Annotated in this window: 18 protein-coding genes; 13 read left to right on the top strand and 5 right to left on the bottom strand. The window is 51.3% G+C overall.

Annotated elements, in window-relative coordinates:
- The first annotated feature begins 21 nt into the window (after window positions 1–21).
- The gene (locus MRY16398_RS06735) at window positions 22–1,737 is read left to right on the top strand and encodes a hypothetical protein (protein WP_125124059.1); all 1,716 of its coding nucleotides are present in this window, start codon (window positions 22–24) and stop codon (window positions 1,735–1,737) included.
- A 26-nt stretch (window positions 1,738–1,763) separates the two neighbouring features.
- Here the strand turns inward: MRY16398_RS06735 and MRY16398_RS06740 are convergent, their stop codons facing one another.
- Complete coding sequence (locus MRY16398_RS06740; protein WP_125124060.1) at window positions 1,764–3,488, bottom strand: hypothetical protein; 1,725 nt, start codon at window positions 3,486–3,488, stop codon at window positions 1,764–1,766.
- Window positions 3,489–3,713: 225 nt separating this feature from the next.
- Between MRY16398_RS06740 and MRY16398_RS06745 the strand changes: the two genes are divergently transcribed.
- From MRY16398_RS06745 to lepB, 3 genes are all read left to right on the top strand, one after another.
- Window positions 3,714–4,694 carry a glycine-rich domain-containing protein gene (locus MRY16398_RS06745; protein ID WP_125124061.1) on the top strand — a complete coding sequence of 327 codons (981 nt, stop codon included), beginning with the start codon at window positions 3,714–3,716 and terminating at the stop codon, window positions 4,692–4,694.
- Between the two features lie 201 nt (window positions 4,695–4,895).
- Window positions 4,896–6,695 (top strand): translation elongation factor 4, encoded by a 1,800-nt coding sequence (gene lepA, locus MRY16398_RS06750; RefSeq protein ID WP_039079626.1) that lies wholly within the window; start codon window positions 4,896–4,898, stop codon window positions 6,693–6,695.
- A gap of 16 nt (window positions 6,696–6,711) precedes the next feature.
- Window positions 6,712–7,686: a signal peptidase I gene (lepB, locus tag MRY16398_RS06755; RefSeq protein ID WP_039079627.1), complete on the top strand. Its 975-nt coding sequence runs from the start codon at window positions 6,712–6,714 to the stop codon at window positions 7,684–7,686.
- A 156-nt stretch (window positions 7,687–7,842) separates the two neighbouring features.
- Here lepB and MRY16398_RS30550 read toward each other — a convergent pair whose 3' ends face one another.
- Window positions 7,843–8,010: a hypothetical protein gene (locus MRY16398_RS30550; RefSeq protein WP_162303307.1), complete on the bottom strand. Its 168-nt coding sequence runs from the start codon at window positions 8,008–8,010 to the stop codon at window positions 7,843–7,845.
- Here MRY16398_RS30550 and rnc point away from each other — a divergent pair.
- The 5 genes from rnc (at window position 7,954) to acpS (ending at window position 11,594) form a co-directional block, all read left to right on the top strand.
- The gene (gene rnc / locus MRY16398_RS06760) at window positions 7,954–8,634 is read left to right on the top strand and encodes a ribonuclease III (protein ID WP_039079783.1); all 681 of its coding nucleotides are present in this window, start codon (window positions 7,954–7,956) and stop codon (window positions 8,632–8,634) included. The two genes, MRY16398_RS30550 and rnc, sit on opposite strands and share 57 nt — an antisense overlap.
- On the top strand, window positions 8,631–9,542 hold the full coding sequence (gene era, locus MRY16398_RS06765) for a GTPase Era (protein WP_039079628.1): 912 nt from the start codon (window positions 8,631–8,633) through the stop codon (window positions 9,540–9,542). The genes rnc and era overlap by 4 nt, the downstream gene beginning before the upstream one ends.
- Before the next feature lie 132 nt (window positions 9,543–9,674).
- Entirely contained in the window at window positions 9,675–10,382 is a 708-nt protein-coding gene (gene recO / locus MRY16398_RS06770; protein WP_039079784.1) for a DNA repair protein RecO, read from the top strand.
- Window positions 10,383–10,482: 100 nt separating this feature from the next.
- Window positions 10,483–11,214 carry a pyridoxine 5'-phosphate synthase gene (gene pdxJ, locus MRY16398_RS06775; RefSeq protein ID WP_071193438.1) on the top strand — a complete coding sequence of 244 codons (732 nt, stop codon included), beginning with the start codon at window positions 10,483–10,485 and terminating at the stop codon, window positions 11,212–11,214.
- The gene (acpS, locus tag MRY16398_RS06780) at window positions 11,214–11,594 is read left to right on the top strand and encodes a holo-ACP synthase (protein ID WP_039079630.1); all 381 of its coding nucleotides are present in this window, start codon (window positions 11,214–11,216) and stop codon (window positions 11,592–11,594) included. Before pdxJ ends, acpS begins: the two co-directional genes overlap by 1 nt.
- A gap of 137 nt (window positions 11,595–11,731) precedes the next feature.
- Here the strand turns inward: acpS and MRY16398_RS06785 are convergent, their stop codons facing one another.
- Window positions 11,732–11,992 carry a YfhL family 4Fe-4S dicluster ferredoxin gene (locus MRY16398_RS06785; protein WP_039079785.1) on the bottom strand — a complete coding sequence of 87 codons (261 nt, stop codon included), beginning with the start codon at window positions 11,990–11,992 and terminating at the stop codon, window positions 11,732–11,734.
- A 58-nt stretch (window positions 11,993–12,050) separates the two neighbouring features.
- Complete coding sequence (locus MRY16398_RS06790; RefSeq protein ID WP_039079631.1) at window positions 12,051–12,899, bottom strand: MurR/RpiR family transcriptional regulator; 849 nt, start codon at window positions 12,897–12,899, stop codon at window positions 12,051–12,053.
- Between the two features lie 117 nt (window positions 12,900–13,016).
- Between MRY16398_RS06790 and murQ the strand changes: the two genes are divergently transcribed.
- The 4 genes from murQ to tadA are packed head-to-tail and all read left to right on the top strand — an operon-like array spanning window position 13,017 to window position 16,484.
- On the top strand, window positions 13,017–13,910 hold the full coding sequence (gene murQ / locus MRY16398_RS06795; protein ID WP_039079632.1) for an N-acetylmuramic acid 6-phosphate etherase: 894 nt from the start codon (window positions 13,017–13,019) through the stop codon (window positions 13,908–13,910).
- A gap of 10 nt (window positions 13,911–13,920) precedes the next feature.
- Entirely contained in the window at window positions 13,921–15,279 is a 1,359-nt protein-coding gene (locus MRY16398_RS06800; RefSeq protein ID WP_125124062.1) for a PTS transporter subunit EIIC, read from the top strand.
- A 3-nt stretch (window positions 15,280–15,282) separates the two neighbouring features.
- Window positions 15,283–15,918, top strand: a complete 636-nt coding sequence (yfhb, locus tag MRY16398_RS06805; protein WP_039079634.1) for a phosphatidylglycerophosphatase C — start codon at window positions 15,283–15,285, stop codon at window positions 15,916–15,918.
- A gap of 47 nt (window positions 15,919–15,965) precedes the next feature.
- Window positions 15,966–16,484, top strand: a complete 519-nt coding sequence (tadA, locus tag MRY16398_RS06810; protein WP_172600698.1) for a tRNA adenosine(34) deaminase TadA — start codon at window positions 15,966–15,968, stop codon at window positions 16,482–16,484.
- On the opposite strand, the gene mltF is transcribed toward tadA, so the two are convergent.
- Window positions 16,477–18,036, bottom strand: coding sequence for a membrane-bound lytic murein transglycosylase MltF (gene mltF / locus MRY16398_RS06815; RefSeq protein WP_079496144.1), 1,560 nt, complete (start codon window positions 18,034–18,036; stop codon window positions 16,477–16,479). The two genes, tadA and mltF, sit on opposite strands and share 8 nt — an antisense overlap.
- Window positions 18,037–18,219 lie beyond the last annotated feature (183 nt).

Consider the following 18,219-nt stretch of genomic DNA (forward strand, 5'->3'; position numbering starts at 1 on the left):
TGCCTAAAATCCGGAGGATAAATGGCTCTCACCATGCTGGCGGCAAACAATGCCTCTACTTTGCTCGTTTCCGATATCAGCGCCGCATCAACAACGCTACAGGTAAGCACAGGAACAGGCGATCTCTTCCCATCCCCTGTTTCAGGCACAAGCTATTTCAAGGTGACCCTGACGTCACTGGCAGCAGGTAAAGCCAAAGAAATCGTGCATGTCACATCACGTTCTGGCGACACGTTTACCATCACAAGGGGCCAGGAGGGTACCGACGCGGCGGCCTGGGGTTCTGGCTCCAGCGTGGCAAACCTTTTTACTGCGGGAACCTTTTCTAATCTGGCTCAGGCCAAGGACGTGCAGGCCGTTTACGATAACCTGTCCGGCACAGGAACAGGGCAGGGTGCTCTGTCTGTAGGGTTTAATGATACCGACGCGGGCGTACAGACAACAGTGGCGGGCGGTTTACTAACCAGAATAACCAAGGCCGCCTTACTGGCCGGGACTGGTTCTCTGGTGGGCTATCAGTATGCATCAGATGCCATACTGCGTACCATGCATGACAGATTTGCAGAAACGCTGAGCATTATGGATTATGTTCGCAGCACCGATAATGGTGATTATTCTCTGGCATTACAGCGAATTTTCACAAAATACGTATCGGCTGACAGCTTTCATATAAAATTTCCGGTTGGGTATTTTCAATTCAAAACTCAGGCTGTGTACAACGGCAGCGCAGTAGTTTCCATTGAGGGATGCCAGGGTACAAAATGGTCACTTGAATGGAATAGTGCGCAGGCAAATATTGCGATCACGTCTCAGCGTCGTATTTTTATTGATAAGATTGAAATAGAAGCCAAGGAAATTATCGGACAAACAAAGATAGGTATGTACCTTAACTGCACCGCGCAGGACTACTCTCACAACCTTACGCAAATTATTGCAACGGCGACAATATCAAGCGCGAACACTGGAATTATTATGTTTGATATTGTAAATTTTTCGCTTGGTAATGTTAGTTGTTGCTATGTCAGATATTTTGGGGTTGGTTCTACAACCCACAATATCGATGAATTCTCAAATAACATCGGATGGAGAATAACGGCAACCACTAAAATCAGCACTGACAGTAGATTTGAAAACTGCGGTGTTGTCGGTTGTGAAACGGCGTTTGCTGCATTCCCTCCGAATGGCACAAGCGGATATCTGGAAGGTATTGCATGGATGAGGTGCACAGTTGTAGATTGCCTCTATGGGCTTTTTGTCCAGGGTGATAACACTCAGGTTTATCGCTCCCCGATGTACGTTTGGCTTGGCGGTCATATATTTGCATACAAGGCATGTATTAGCCACTACTGGGTAAGCCAAATAATTGTTCAGGCGGCAATTCTATACCTTGTTTACGACGCAACTCATTCTGGTAGCTTTGGAAATTCTCCTATTTTGCTTAATGAATGTGTTAACACGCAGATTGACAATGTTACCATTCGCCTTGTTAGCCAAATTGTGGGCCCGTCAATATCTCAGGGTGTTTATGTTGGTTCAAATTGCGCTGTAACATCAGTAACTAATATTATTGTTTATACAGCTTCACAATCCAAAGGCGTAGTAAGTGTGCCTGGTTCAAAATACACAACAGCATTTAATGTTAAAGTGTACTATTCAGGTACGGCGCCAACTGCTGCCATTGCACTTGGCGGAACCGGTGATGAAGACCTTGGTGGTAACTCGGTAAGGCCAGCATAAAAAATAAGCCCCGAAAGGGGCTTTTTTCATGGAATTTCAACTTCTGAATATCCACCTTTACCATCAGAAGCCAGAACCTTGATATCTTTTTTGGTAATGGCTCCTGGAACATCATAGGAAAAAACGAATCCATTATCGCTATTCTTGATCTTGTAGAATTTTTTGACATCGTCTCTTTCTATGTCAGGAGATATCTCACCGACAATACCGCCTTTTATAACAACAAAAAGCTTAGGAGAAACATCACCTTTTCCTTTTGCGACTGCCCAGCCTGAAATGTATATTCTTGATGTCTCAACCCCAAGCCCTCTGTTCAGTTCGTTGCTTCCGGGTGAGATGATGGCCTGGTCTACATGTCCTATAACCTCTATCCCTCTTTTGCTAAATGACTGGAAGCTATCAGTGATGCTTATGCTTCTGGTAAATGGGTTTGCCAGTGAAAGATAAATACACGCGATTACAATAATAAAAACAGGTGTCTTTGTTAGCAAATCATGGTCTGCATGGAACCTCTTGCACACGTTGTTGATCAATAAACCAATGCTAATCATAGCTACTGGAACTATTCCATATGCAAATAGCTGTCCGTTTAAATGGAAATGAATGGTCATATGATGCCATGCCAGTATTTGCCATGAAAACACACCAGCAACAATAAAAGCGCATCCAATAGAATAATGCAGCAAGTCGGAGTCTATTTTATCCTTAAATTTCTTTACTGGATAGATAATACAAATTGCAGAAGTTAGCACAGATATTAAAACAAACCATCCAAAAGGTATTTCTTTATTGAAAAAAGACAACGCTGGAAGATAAAAGTACTCTTTGAATGATTCCCATGCAAAAAGCAACTTGTGGCTTTCCAGATCTGACGATAGAGTCTCTATCAGACTTTCATTACCTTTTCTTGATGACAGGTGTTGGATTAGTCCCTGGGCATAGTCTGCCCCGCCATCGGTACCAGTATGCAATTCAACTCTATTTATAATTGTTGAAAAACCATATGCATCATTTATGTTGTTTAACTGGACTGCATGAATCGCTACAGCGACAGAGAATCCAACAACACAAGCAATAAATATACTAATTAAATCATAAATTCTTGCTTTGTGATTTGTTCCTATTAAAGAGAATACATAACCAGCGCATGCAAACAACGTAACAGTTGTTATGTATTCATACCCACATAAACATTTAATCAACATCGCCAGAAATATTAATGAAAGCATCAATGGCTTTCTTCCATTAAACATCATCTTGCCTGTGACAAACGCTATTGCAAACGGCAGGATAATTGTGAATGGAACCCAGTATAGTGAGTATGAAAAAGTTAATGCCCAGGGAGATAAGGCAAGAGATAGCCAATACAGAATGACAGGGTAAATTCCAGATAATTTTAATAATTTATAAGTTGGAACAGAAAATGCAAATGATGTTAAAAAAGAAATCAATAACGAAGACTGCAAGCTTATATCTGTAACATTTAAACTGAGAGGGCTGGAGTGCATCAGAGAAAGTAGTATGCCCTGTATACCAAACTGAGAAAGATAGGTTTGCTCAAACCACCTGAGATGATCAGAATTAGCAATGCGTTCTACGATTATGAATGAATCTGAACCCAAGAAGCTATTCCCGAATTTTAAAATGCAGATGTTCCAGAATAGAAATAATGATATTGTAAATATCAAGGAAACAGACCAGGCTTGGGGCTTTGAGTACAAAAAATACTTATTCTCTTTTAGCTCCGACATTTAATTAAATCCCTTATTTTGGTTGCCCATGATTACTTACAATAAATCATGGTTAAGTTTCTTACATTTTGCCTCTTAACAGAATTTATGTCATCCAGAAATTACAAACTGGCAGGAAGTGTAATGTTGCACAAACCCGGCACTGACTTCATCAAGTTGGTTAGGGGTTCGATGAACGCGATATTCAATTATTAAAGTTTTTATTAAATAAAATCAGGAGTATAAATGGACCTCACACTTTTAGCTGCCAACAATGCACAGACCACGATCGCGGCCGCCATCAACGCATCTGCAACTACCGTGTCTCTGGCGACAGGTACCGGCACCCTGTTTCCGGCACCTGTCACCGGTGCAAGTTACTTCAAACTCACCCTGATAGATGCAGCAACAGAACAATTGACGGAAATTGTTCACGTAACTGCACGATCTGGTGATTCACTGACGATTCTGCGCGGACAGGAAGGAACGACGGCACGCGCGTGGTCAGCGAATGATATTGCTGCCAATATGATGACCGCTGGCTCTCTTTCATTGATGGCTCAATACAATACGGCTGAATTTCAGGATGCGACCACCGGAAGATTGCTGAACGTGCAAACGTTTAATGCCTCCGGAACTTATACCCCGACACCGGGAACAAAAAAAATCATCGTTGAGGTGATCGGTGCTGGCGGAGGCGGCGGTAGTGCATCAGGGGCAAATGCATCATCTGTCGGTATAGGCGCAGGTGGTGGCGCAGGCGGATATGCTAAATCTTTGATTACCTCAGTTCCTTCCAGTCAGTCCGTAGTTGTTGGTGTAGGCGGTAATCCATCATCTCCTGGTGGACTTTCATCATTTGGTTCTGTTGTTGCAAATGGAGGTCTGGGTGGTGATAGTTCCATTTCAAGCGCATGGACAACTGCATTTGGCGTAAATTTATTTCGTGGCGCCAATGGGGGTTCGGCAACTGGTGGGAATATTGTTAATTCGTCAGGTGGATGTGGAGGAACGGCGATCTGGTCCAAGGAAAATAACTGCGTATCTGGCGAAGGAGGAGCATCGTATTTATCAGGAGGTGCTACCCCTATCGGTGGTTCAAGCGGACCGGGCAATGCTGGCACTGCTGGAGGCGGTGGCTCTGGTGCCAATGCCAACCTGACAACAACGGTTTATACCGGTGGTAAAGGTGGAGATGGCCTGGTCATCATCTGGGAATACGCGTAAGGAATTTATGAAACCGGGCTGGCAAGGATGTTGGCCTGGCTATGTAACATCATATGTTAACCAACAGATCGTTTGCTGACGATTTCAACGCTACAGTGTAATATGCCCGTCAGTCGTTGATGGGGTAGTTATCGTGGAATGTCCACCGCTGTGTCCATCAAGAAGAATCAATCAGCATAGCGAGTTAATAAATTCATATTTATGAAGAACATAAGAAATTTCTCCATCATTGCTCACATCGACCACGGTAAGTCGACGCTGTCTGACCGCATTATCCAAATTTGTGGCGGCTTGTCCGATCGCGAAATGGAAGCTCAGGTTCTTGATTCTATGGATCTCGAACGTGAACGCGGTATTACCATCAAGGCGCAGAGCGTTACGCTGGACTTTAAAGCGTCCGATGGCGAAACCTATCAACTGAACTTTATCGATACTCCTGGTCACGTTGACTTCTCCTACGAAGTTTCCCGTTCGCTGGCCGCCTGTGAAGGTGCGTTGCTGGTGGTGGATGCCGGCCAGGGGGTAGAGGCGCAGACGCTGGCAAACTGCTATACCGCCATGGAAATGGATCTGGAAGTGGTGCCGGTACTGAATAAAATCGACCTGCCTGCAGCCGATCCGGAACGTGTTGCGGAAGAAATTGAAGATATCGTCGGTATCGATGCCACCGATGCGGTGCGTTGCTCTGCAAAAACCGGTGTGGGTGTTGTTGATGTCCTCGAACGCCTGGTGCGCGAAATTCCGGCACCTCAAGGTGATCCGGATGCACCATTACAGGCACTGATTATTGACTCCTGGTTCGATAACTACCTGGGCGTCGTGTCGTTGATCCGTGTGAAAAACGGTACGCTGCGTAAAGGTGATAAAGTCAAAGTGATGAGTACCGGCCAGGTCTATAACGCTGACCGTCTGGGCATCTTCACACCGAAACAGGTTGACCGTACTGAACTGAATTGCGGCGAAGTAGGCTGGCTGGTTTGCGCTATTAAAGACATTATGGGCGCGCCGGTGGGCGATACCCTGACGCTGGCGCGAAATGCGGCTGACAAAGCGCTGCCGGGCTTTAAAAAGGTGAAGCCACAGGTTTATGCCGGTCTGTTCCCGGTAAGCTCCGACGATTACGAGAACTTCCGTGATGCGCTCGGCAAACTGAGCCTGAACGATGCATCGCTGTTCTACGAACCGGAAAGTTCTACCGCGCTGGGCTTTGGTTTCCGCTGCGGCTTCCTTGGTCTGCTGCATATGGAGATCATTCAGGAGCGTTTGGAGCGTGAATACGATCTGGATCTGATCACCACCGCACCAACGGTAGTCTACGAAGTTGAGACCACCTCGAAAGAGGTTATCTACGTCGACAGCCCGTCCAAGCTGCCACCGCTGAACAATATTTATGAGCTGCGTGAGCCAATTGCCGAGTGTCATATGCTGCTGCCACAGGAGTTCCTGGGCAACGTGATTACGCTCTGTATCGAGAAACGTGGCGTGCAGACCAACATGGTTTACCACGGTAACCAGGTGGCGCTGACCTATGAAATCCCGATGGCGGAAGTGGTGCTCGACTTCTTCGACCGTCTGAAGTCAACCTCCCGTGGCTATGCGTCACTGGATTACAACTTCAAACGCTTCCAGGCTTCCAACATGGTACGTGTGGACGTGCTGATCAACGGTGAGCGTGTTGATGCGCTGGCGCTGATCACCCACAACGACAACGCACCATACCGCGGGCGCGAGCTGGTTGAGAAGATGAAGGATCTCATCCCGCGTCAACAGTTTGATATTGCCATTCAGGCGGCCATTGGTAACCACATCATTGCCCGTTCGACGGTAAAACAACTGCGTAAAAACGTTCTGGCAAAATGCTATGGCGGTGACGTTAGCCGTAAGAAAAAGCTGCTGCAGAAACAGAAAGAAGGTAAGAAACGCATGAAGCAGGTCGGCAACGTCGAACTGCCGCAGGAAGCGTTCCTCGCCATTCTGCATGTCGGTAAAGACGGCAAATAACCCTTAAGGAGTTGGCATGGCGAACATGTTTGCCCTGATCCTGGTCGTTGCGACCCTGGCGACCGGATTTCTATGGTGCCTGGATAAGTTTATTTTTGCACCCAAACGCCGTGAGCGTCAGGCTGTTGCCCAACTGGCAACAGGTGATGCCCTCGATAACAAAACGCTGAAAAAAGTCGGCCCGAAACCGGGCTGGCTGGAAACTGGCGCATCGGTTTTCCCGGTGCTGGCGATTGTTCTGGTCGTGCGTTCATTTATTTATGAACCCTTCCAGATCCCGTCAGGTTCGATGATGCCAACGTTGCTGATTGGTGATTTTATTCTGGTTGAGAAGTTCGCCTATGGCATTAAAGATCCGATTTACCAGAAAACCCTGATCGAAACCGGTCATCCGAAACGGGGTGACATCGCGGTATTTAAATATCCGGACGATCCGCGTCTTGATTACATCAAACGTGTTGTCGGCTTGCCGGGCGATAAAGTGAGTTACGATCCGGTCGCCAAAGAGGTTACCGTTCAGCCAAAATGCAGCTCCGGCCAGGCTTGTGATAACGCGCTGCCAATCACCTACAGTAATGTTGAACCAAGTGATTTCGTGCAGACCTTCGGGCGCCGAACGGGCGGGGAAGCCAGCAGTGGTTTCTTCCAGTTGCCGAAAGGCGAGAACCGTGATGATGGTATTCGTCTGGGTGAGCGCAAAGAGACGCTGGGGGATGTCACCCACCGTATTCTGACCGTGCCGGTCGCGCAGGATCAACTGGGCATGTATTACAAACAGCAGGGCCAGCCGCTGGCGACGTGGATTGTTCCGCCGGGTCATTACTTCATGATGGGCGATAACCGCGATAACAGCGCTGACAGCCGTTATTGGGGCTTTGTACCAGAAGCCAATCTGGTGGGCAGAGCTACCGCTATCTGGATGAGTTTTGAAAAACAAGAAGGTGAATGGCCAACCGGCGTGCGCTTAAGTCGCATTGGTGGCATTCATTAATTCAACGGGGTGCGGACAGAATATCCGCACCCCGAATTATTTCCGCGATAAATCCGTTCAGACTAACGACATCCCATGTCGTTGCGTATAGAATGTTCCCCCGAAGTTTCAGGCTGGCTCCTCAGGGCGCCACAGCACACGAAACCGCGTTGGTTCTTACACTTCATCATGCGCGCCATCGATTAAAAGAGGCTGCCAATCGATGATATGTACTTTCAGGTCGGTTTCGTGTGCTGCATTGTTGACGCATTCATCTATTGGTATCGCATGAACCCCATCGTAATAAATCGGCTTCAGCGGAAGCTGGGCTACACTTTTCATCATCAGGAGCTGTTGCAGCAGGCATTAACGCATCGCAGTGCCAGCAGCAAGCATAACGAGCGTCTCGAATTTTTAGGCGACTCCATTTTAAGTTTTGTGATTGCCAATGCGCTATATCACCGTTTCCCGCGTGTGGACGAAGGTGATATGAGCCGTATGCGCGCAACGCTGGTTCGCGGAAACACACTGGCGGAAATTGCCCGTGAGTTTGAACTGGGTGAATGTCTGCGCTTAGGGCCTGGTGAACTGAAAAGCGGTGGTTTTCGTCGTGAATCCATTCTGGCCGATACCGTAGAAGCGTTGATCGGTGGGGTATTCCTCGACAGCGATATTCAGACTGTCGAGAAACTGATCCTGAACTGGTATCAAACACGTCTGGACGAAATCAGTCCGGGTGATAAACAAAAAGATCCAAAAACCCGTTTGCAGGAATTTTTGCAGGGTCGCCACCTCCCACTGCCGTCTTATCTGGTGGTGCAGGTGCGTGGTGAAGCACACGATCAGGAATTCACTATCCACTGCCAGGTCAGTGGCCTGAAAGAACCGGTAGTAGGCACAGGTTCAAGCCGCCGTAAGGCAGAGCAGGCCGCAGCCGAACAGGCGCTGAAAAAACTGGAGCTGGAATGAGCACCGAAACTGAAAAAACATATTGTGGGTTTATCGCCATCGTTGGCCGCCCTAACGTGGGTAAATCCACGCTGTTGAATAATCTGCTCGGGCAGAAGATTTCCATTACCTCGCGCAAAGCGCAGACCACCCGTCACCGCATCGTGGGTATTCACACCGAAGGGGCTTACCAGGCCATCTACGTGGACACCCCCGGCTTGCACATGGAAGAGAAGCGCGCGATTAACCGCCTGATGAACAAAGCGGCGAGCAGCTCGATTGGTGATGTAGAACTGGTCATTTTCGTCGTGGAAGGCACCCGCTGGACGCCGGACGATGAAATGGTGCTCAATAAACTGCGTGAAGGGAAAGCGCCGGTTATCCTGGCTATCAACAAAGTTGATAACGTGCAGGAAAAGGCCGATTTGCTGCCGCATCTGCAGTTCCTGGGTAGCCAGATGAACTTCCTCGATATCGTCCCAATCTCTGCTGAGACCGGCTTTAACGTTGATACTATTGCCAGCATTGTGCGCAAGCATCTGCCGGAAGCGGTTCACCATTTCCCGGAAGATTATATTACCGACCGCTCTCAGCGTTTTATGGCGTCCGAGATCATTCGTGAAAAACTGATGCGTTTTCTGGGCGCTGAATTGCCGTATTCCGTCACCGTCGAAATTGAGCGTTTTATTACCAATGAACGTGGTGGTTACGATATCAACGGATTGATCCTCGTTGAACGCGAAGGGCAGAAGAAGATGGTGATTGGCAACAAAGGGGCCAAAATTAAAACCATCGGTATCGAAGCCCGTAAAGACATGCAGGAGATGTTCGAAGCCCCGGTTCACCTGGAGCTGTGGGTGAAAGTGAAATCGGGCTGGGCCGACGACGAGCGTGCACTGCGTAGTCTCGGCTATGTTGACGATCTTTAAGAGTTGATACTCTATGGATTTCGAGTTGCAGGAAGGCGGCAAGACCGTGAATCCCCTGGAGCTTACATCGGTAAGTGACTGGGGGGAGCGGGCGCAGCTAACGCGCCTGCAGCTTGAAAGACGACGAGTATGATGGAGGGCTGGCAGCGCGCATTCGTCCTGCATAGTCGCCCCTGGAGCGAAACCAGCTTAATGCTGGACGTCTTCACGGAAGAGTCGGGGCGCGTGCGCCTGGTCGCTAAAGGCGCACGTTCAAAACGTTCCAACCTGAAAGGCGCGTTACAGCCTTTTACCCCCTTGCTGGTACGCTTTGGCGGACGCGGCGAAGTCAAAACGCTGCGCAGCGCTGAAGCCGTCTCTCTGGCACTTCCCCTTTCCGGGATTACGCTTTACAGCGGTCTGTATGTCAACGAGCTCCTGTCACGGGTTCTTGAACATGAGACTCGCTTCTCTGAACTTTTCTTCGATTATCTGCACTGTATCCAGGCACTGGCTGGCGCAATCGGTACGCCCGAACCGGTTTTACGTCGTTTTGAACTCGCGTTGCTGGGGCACCTCGGATATGGCGTAGATTTTCTGCACTGTGCAGGCAGCGGTGAACCTGTTGAGGACACCATGACCTACCGTTATCGCGAAGAGAAGGGATTTATTGCCAGCGTGGTGGTGGATAACAGCACCTTTACCGGGCGGCATTTGCGAGCGCTTGCCGAACGCGAATTTCCCGATATGGATACGCTCAGGGCGGCGAAACGCTTTACCCGCATAGCGTTAAAGCCGTATCTTGGGGGCAAACCGCTCAAGAGCCGGGAACTGTTTCGCCAGTTTATGCCGAAACGTTAACGGAGCCGAATTTCCGACTCGCTTTCGCCTTTGCGCATGTGAGCAGAAGGGCGGGGTGAGTAGAACGTAAAGACGAACGAAAAAGAAAACGAGGATTGTGATGGCTGAATTACTGTTAGGCGTCAACATTGACCACATTGCCACCCTGCGCAATGCGCGCGGCACGGCGTATCCGGACCCGGTACAGGCGGCATTTATTGCGGAACAGGCCGGTGCGGACGGTATTACCGTGCATTTGCGTGAAGATCGTCGCCATATCACTGACCGCGATGTTCGCGTATTGCGCCAGACCCTGGATACGCGGATGAATCTTGAAATGGCCGTTACAGAAGAGATGCTGGGGATTGCGGTCGAAACGAAGCCGCATTTCTGCTGCCTGGTGCCGGAGAAACGCCAGGAAGTGACCACCGAAGGCGGTCTGGATGTGGCCGGGCAACGTGACAAAATGCGTGATGCCTGCAAGCGTCTGGCGGATGCCGGCATCCTGGTCTCGCTGTTTATTGATGCCGATGTTGAGCAGATCAAAGCGGCTGCCGATGTTGGCGCGCCGTACATCGAAATTCACACCGGTTGTTATGCCGACGCGAAAGACGAAGCGGAACAGGCAAAAGAGCTGGATCGCATCGCTAAAGCGGCGAGCTATGCGGCAAGCCTCGGGCTGAAAGTTAATGCCGGACACGGCCTCACCTACCATAACGTGCAGGCTATCGCACGCCTGCCGGAAATGCATGAGCTGAACATTGGCCATGCCATTATTGGTCGTGCTGTCATGAGCGGTCTGAAAGAGGCGGTCGCGGAAATGAAACGCCTGATGGTGGAAGCGCGTAAGTAATGGCTATTCTTGGCATTGGCACAGATATTGTCGAAATTGAGCGTATTGAAGCGGTGATTGCCCGTAGCGGCGATCGCCTGGCAAAACGCGTGTTAAGCGACAATGAATGGGCCATCTGGGAGAGGCATCAGCAACCGGTGCGTTTTCTCGCCAAACGCTTTGCCGTCAAAGAAGCGGCGGCAAAAGCGTTTGGAACGGGTATCCGCAACGGGCTCGCGTTTAACCAGTTTGAAGTATTTAACGACGAGCTGGGCAAGCCTTGTCTGCGGCTGTGGGGTGAAGCGTTAGCGCTTGCGGAAAAACTGGGCGTAGCGCACATGCATGTCACGCTGGCAGATGAGCGCCGCTATGCCTGCGCGACGGTGATTATCGAGAGTTAAGGACCTTATTTCACAGGGCGTCATTGGCGATGTCAGTTTGAACTCGCACAGCAGAAACCGGAGCGTACTCAGGTTCGTGAGGATTGCGAGCACTGCCCAGGTTTAAAATGACAAGTAAAATAGCCCTGAGTCAGGTTCTAGATCTTATCCGCGTGGTGCATTTGTACAAACTTGTCCCACAACTGCTCTTCGCTTTCGACATGTGCCGGATCTTTCAAAATGGTATTGGGGATCGGGCACACTTTCTGGCAGGTCGGTGTTTCGTAGTGTCCAATACATTCCGTGCAGCGATCGCTGTTAATCTCATAAATGCTCTCGCCCATCGAAATGGCCTCATTAGGGCATTCGGGCTCGCACATATCGCAATTGATGCATTTTTTGGTGATTAACAGCGCCATCAGGAAAATCTCAGAAACCTCACACAAACAGGGCGGGCATTATACGATCATTCCCTGTTCAAACCAGTTTTTTTACCAGCTCCTCGCTGTGACGAATACGCTCCGGCGCATGTTCCAGATCGCGCTGAACCAGGGCCATAAATAACAGATCGGTGAGCATCGTTTGGGCGCTGGTCGATGAGATTGCCGCGCTGCGGGTCGCCTGTTCTTCGGCAATTGTGTACAGACAGTGGCTGGCGCGCTGTTGCAGGGCGTTAGGTGTGAAACCGGTAATCGCCAGAATGCGTCCACCGGCGCGCAACATTTCATCGGCAGCCATATTGATCTCACGGCGCTCACCGGAATACGAGATCGGTAACAACAGATCTTGTGGATCCATCGCCTGCACCGTGGCCAGCAGGGCGTGCATATCCTGCTCGACTATGGCATTCAGGCCAATTTTCATGAGTTTCCAGCCGAAATTACGCGCCACCAGACCGGACGCGCCAATCCCGGTCAACACAATACGTCTTGCCGTGCGCAGCATCTCCACGCTTTGCTGTAGCTTCTCTTCGCTGTTCACATCCAGGGTGGCGCGCATGGCGCTCAGATTCTCATTGATAAGCTTTTCGCCAACCACGCGCAGCGTATCGTCACCGAGAATCTGATTGTGCACAGTGATGGAAAAGGGATCCGGGCTGCTGGCGAGTGCCTCGCTGATCGCCAGTTTCAGTGCCGGAAAGCCTTTGAACCCCAGCTTCTGGGCAAATTTCACCACGCTCGACTGACTCACTCCCGCCTCCAGCGCCAGTTGCTGAGAGCTTAAATGACGAGCGCGATCGGGCTCGGCCAGCAAGAAATCCGCCAGCTTCTTATCGCTCTGTGCAAATCCGGCATAACGCTGGCGAATACTAAGTAAACAGTTCATCACGTCTCCTGAGGCAAAATGTGACCACAATTACAAATACGCATTTGACGCAGGCAAATGAATTTTATATTCCATGTCTTGCTATTATTATGAATAAAAAATTCTTTAGGAGCAAAAATGAATCTTGGCGCACTGGTTTCCGAGACACGCAATCCAGAAACTATGGATTTAGACGCATTAACGACCATCGAATTAGTTAACCGTTTTAACCAACAGGATACGCTGGTCGCTCAGGCAGTAAAAGCCACCTTACCGGAAGTTGCCAAAGCGGTGGATGCGGCGGCGCTGGCGTTGAAAGCGGGCGGCAGAATTATTTATATGGGCGCCGGTACCAGTGGGCGACTTGGGGTGCTGGATGCTTCTGAGTGCCCGCCGACCTTTGGCGTGCCGCACGGTCTGGTGGTCGGGCTGATTGCCGGTGGACCTGGGGCATTGCTCAAAGCCGTTGAAGGGGCGGAAGACAATGCACAGCTCGGCGAGGACGATTTGAAAGCCCTCTCACTGAACGCTGCGGATCTGGTGGTGGGGCTGGCAGCGTCCGGGCGCACGCCCTATGTCATCGGCGGCCTGAAATATGCCAATGTCGTGGGCTGCACCACCGTGGCGGTCTCCTGTAACCCGGATTCCCCTATTGCCCATGAAGCGGATATTGCCATTTCACCGGTGGTTGGCCCGGAGGCGCTCACTGGCTCCACGCGTCTGAAATCGGGCACTGCGCAGAAATTGGTACTCAATATGATTTCCACCGGGGCGATGGTGAAATTTGGCAAGGTTTATCAAAACCTGATGGTCGATATGAAAGCGACAAATATCAAGCTGGTGGACCGTGCCTGTCGCATGGTAGTAGAGGCAACAGGCGTCACGCGTGATGTCGCGGAAAGCGTACTAAAGCAGACTGATTTCGACGTCAAACCAGCTATTTTGATGGTGTTGACCGGGCTTGATGCGCCTGCGGCACGCGCGAAACTGACGGCGCATCAGGGCTTTTTACGGGCGGCGTTAGAAAACTAAAGAGGCGTGTATGGACAAAACAGCAGCGCTCGCCAGCGCCATCCTCAACGGGGTGGGCGGGCAGGGTAACATTCAGCGTCTTGAAAACTGCATGACCCGCGTGCGCGTCGAACTTTTCGATGACGCGAAGCTGGACCTGGCGGCCACAAAACAGTTGCCAGGGGTTAGCGGCTATGTCAAACAGGGCCAGCAGCATCAGTTTATTGTCGGGCCGGGTAAGGCGGCGCAGGTGGTGGATGCGATGCGAGCACAAATGAGCGGGGCGGACGCGGCACTAGATAATGTCGAGCGTAACAAGGCACAGGCGAAAGCCAAATACAAAGCCCCAATGAGTGATGCGCTGCGTAAGCTGGCAAACGTCTTTATTCCGCTGATCCCGGCGTTTATCGCCTCGGGGCTGATCACGGGTATTATCAATATCCTCAAACGTCCGGATATCGTCGGCGATTTTGCGACACAATACCCCAATATGCTCGGTTTGCTGGCCATTTTTGGCAGCGCCGTGTTTGCCATCATGAATATTCTGGTGGGGGTAAATACCGCGAAGGTATTTGGCGGCTCGCAGGCGCTGGGCGGGGTGATGGCCGGGATCCTCTCCAGCCCACAACTGGCGCAAATTACCCTGTTTGGCGAGGCGCTGCAGCCGGGCCGCGGTGGGGTTATCGCGGTGTTACTGGTCGTGGCCTTAATGTGCTGGATTGAGAAAAAATTGCGCGACATTCTGCCCGGCTCGATCGAGCTTATCCTTAACCCGTTGCTGACCACGCTTATCGCAGGGACGGTGGCGATTATTGCGCTACAACCTTTGGGCGGCGTGATTTCCGAGGGCATCGCGCACGGGGCTTCCTGGGCTATTGATCGCGGTGGCCTGCTGGTGGGGGCTATCATTGCAGGCGCATTTCTGCCGCTCGTGCTTACCGGGCTTCATCAGGGGCTGGTGCCCATCCACGTAGAGCTGGTACAGGCGCATGGTTACAACGCCCTGTTCCCGATTCTGGCGATGGCGGGTGTCGGGCAGGTGGGGGCGGCGATTGCGGTGCTCATGAAAACCCGTAATGCTCGCCTGAAAAAAGTAATCAAAGGCGCACTCCCGGTGGGATTACTGGGAATTGGCGAACCGCTGATTTTCGGTGTCACCCTGCCGCTGGGGAAACCTTTTCTCGGCGCGTGTTTAGGCGGCGCCGTGGGCGGTGCGCTGATAAGCTACTGGAAAGTGGCGACGGTTATCACCTTCGGCATCTCCGGATTACCGCTTGCGTTAACCATTGTTACCGGAAAAGTGATGCTCTATCTGTTAGGCTATTTGGTAGCAGTGATAGCCGGGTTCCTGTTTACCTGGCTGTTGGGTTTCACCGATCCTGAGGAGTAACATTTGGCTACCAGCGAGCGTCGCATTGTCTTTTTTGATCTTGATGGCACTTTACATCAGCAGGATATGTTCGGCACATTCCTGCGCTACGCGTTGCGCCATCACCCTCTGAATGTCTTGCTGGTTCTGCCTTTACTGCCCGTCATTGGCGTCGCCCTTTTAGTCAAAGGGCGCGCCGCGCGCTGGCCAATGAGTCTGCTGTTATGGGCATGTACTTTCGGCCACAGCGAAACCCACCTTAAGCGGCTTGAGCAGAAATTTGCCACCTGGTTTCGCGGGCATGTCACGGCATTTCCGGTGGTGCAGGAACGACTCACCAACTATCTTCTGGCCTCCGATGCAGATATCTGGCTTATCACCGGTTCGCCGCAGCCATTGGTGGAACAGGTCTATTTTGATACCCCCTGGCTGCCGCGAGTGAATATTATCGCCAGCCAGATTGAGCGCCGCTACGGTGGGTGGGTGCTTACATTGCGTTGTCTGGGGCATGAAAAAGTTGCTCAGCTTGAGCGCAAAATCGGCACGCCGCTGCGTCTGTACAGTGGCTATAGCGACAGTAAACAGGACAACCCACTGCTCTATTTTTGCCAGCATCGCTGGCGGGTGACGCCGCGTGGACAGCTCCAGCAACTGGAATGAGCGTGTGCAACACATAACGGCTGTGTATAATGCGCCCCGCTTGTTAACTGGAGTGTCCCCCTTTGTCCAACCCTGAACTTAACCACGACTACTGGATGCGCCATGCGTTAGCGCTGGCAAAACGCGCGTGGGAAGAAGGCGAAGTGCCGGTTGGCGCGGTGCTGGTCCACAATAATCAGGTTATTGGTGAAGGCTGGAACCGTCCCATTGGCCGCCACGATCCCACCGCACATGCGGAAATCATGGCGCTGCGCCAGGGCGGGATGGTGTTGCAAAACTACCGTCTGATTGATACCACCCTGTACGTTACGCTTGAACCCTGCGTGATGTGTGCCGGGGCGATGGTGCATAGCCGTATCGGCCAGCTTGTCTTCGGTGCGCGTGATGCGAAAACCGGTGCGGCTGGCTCGCTGATGGATGTGCTGCACCACCCGGGCATGAACCATCGGGTTGAGGTTGTCGAAGGGGTTTTACGCGATGAGTGCGCCGGAATGCTAAGCGATTTTTTCCGTCAGCGTCGGCTGGAGAAGAAAGCGCAGAAAAAAGGGCCGGAGCCGCTTATTTAGCCGCGCCTGGCACTTGCACCACCAGTTTGTCCGGTACGGTCAGCGGATTGCGCGGGAAGGCCTCGCCTGGCGTAAAAGCGCTAAAGGGCATGATACCGTAAGGCGCACGATTGAACTCCTCCGCCGCCACCGCCGGATACCCTTGCGCCAGTTGTGATTTCTTCGCCGCCTCTTTCTCTTTTTCCAGCAAATACCCCACCAGGCTGATTTCGTATTTACGGATGTTTTCCACGTAGGCGTAAGCTTCATGCCCACGCGCATACCCATAGGTGAGTTTGCTGTAATAGGGTTTCTGACTCAGCAGCGGCAGGCGCTGTTTTACGTCCGCCCAGCTATCCGGGTTGCCTTTTGTTTTCACCGTGAGCGACCGGGCGTCGAGCATGTGCGCATAGCCCATATTGTAGGCTGCCAGCGCAAACCAGATGCGCTCGTCGCGAGGGACGCTGTCAGGTACTTTATCCATCATATCCTGCAGGTAGCGCGCACCGCCGCTGATGCTTTGCTCGGCATCCGTGCGGTCGCTCAGCCCCAGGCTTTGCGCGGTATTGCGGGTAAGCATCATCAGGCCGCGTACGCCGGTGGGGGAGGTCGCCTGGGTATCCCAGTGGGATTCCTGATATGAAATCGCGGCCAGCAGACGCCAGTCAATATCCTGCGCGTATTTCGTAAACAGCGGCTGGAGATCGGGCAGAACGCTGTCCACCGCACGTAAGAAGGTGCGCGTGTCGACGTAATCAAAATCATCGCCATGACCGAGGTACTTCTCTTCCAGGCGCGCCAGGGTCCCGTCTTCATTAATGTTATTGAAGAAGTCGAGCATCGCCGCCGACAGGGTATTGTCGTCATCGCGGCGGCTAAACCAGGTGACCGGTTGCTCATCGCTGATATCGAGAGCGACGGCCAGTTCCGGATGGACGCGCTGGAACAGACTCACGGCGACCGAATCCGCTACGGTATAGCTGAGTTTGCCGTTCACCACGTCTTCAAGCAGATTATTGGTGCCTGCTTTATCGTCCACCTTCCAGCTCAGATCCGGGAACGTTTTCTCTTTAAGTTCACGTAAATCGTTGATCGCCACATGGCCTGGGGCGATGGTGAGTTGGGTGTCATTGACGGTAGCCAGGCTGCGGGGGCGGTAGCTGCCAACGCGGTAAACCAGTTGCTGCGAAACCCAATAGTAAACCGGGCCCGGCTGGTAGTTTTCGAGGCGCTCATTGTTATAGACCAGCCCGGCTGCCAGCATATCGGCCTTGCCGTGGTCGAGATCATCAAAAAGCTGGCTGATATTCTGGCGTACGGTCACTTTCAGTTTAACGCCAAGATAGCTGGCGAACTGTTGGGCGAGCTCGTAATCAAGCCCGTAAGGTTTATTATCTACACTGGCATACGTCAAAGGGGACGCGATAGTGCTTATGCGAAGCTCGCCCCGCGCCTTGATGGCCGCAACGCGGTTGTCGGCTTTGCCGAACCAGGGGATAGAAGGCCACAGGGCCGCTGCCAGCAGCAGGGTGACGATGCCGATAAGCAGATAATTAATCTTAAATTTTTTCAATTAGTTAATTCTCTGCGCCGTGCGATGCCTCAATAAATAGCCGCCATGAATACAAGGATGTTTATCGGTCGTTGAGCGGCATTTTGCGCAACAATACGCCAGTTGGCAACTAATTAGCGAAGCCGCTACGGTTTGCTGCGAAATGCCACTCAAGATTTTATTTCGACGCAAACGGTTTCGTCA

The sequence above is a fragment of the Phytobacter sp. MRY16-398 genome, from assembly GCF_003925915.1.
Taxonomy (GTDB): Bacteria; Pseudomonadota; Gammaproteobacteria; order Enterobacterales; family Enterobacteriaceae; genus Phytobacter; species Phytobacter diazotrophicus.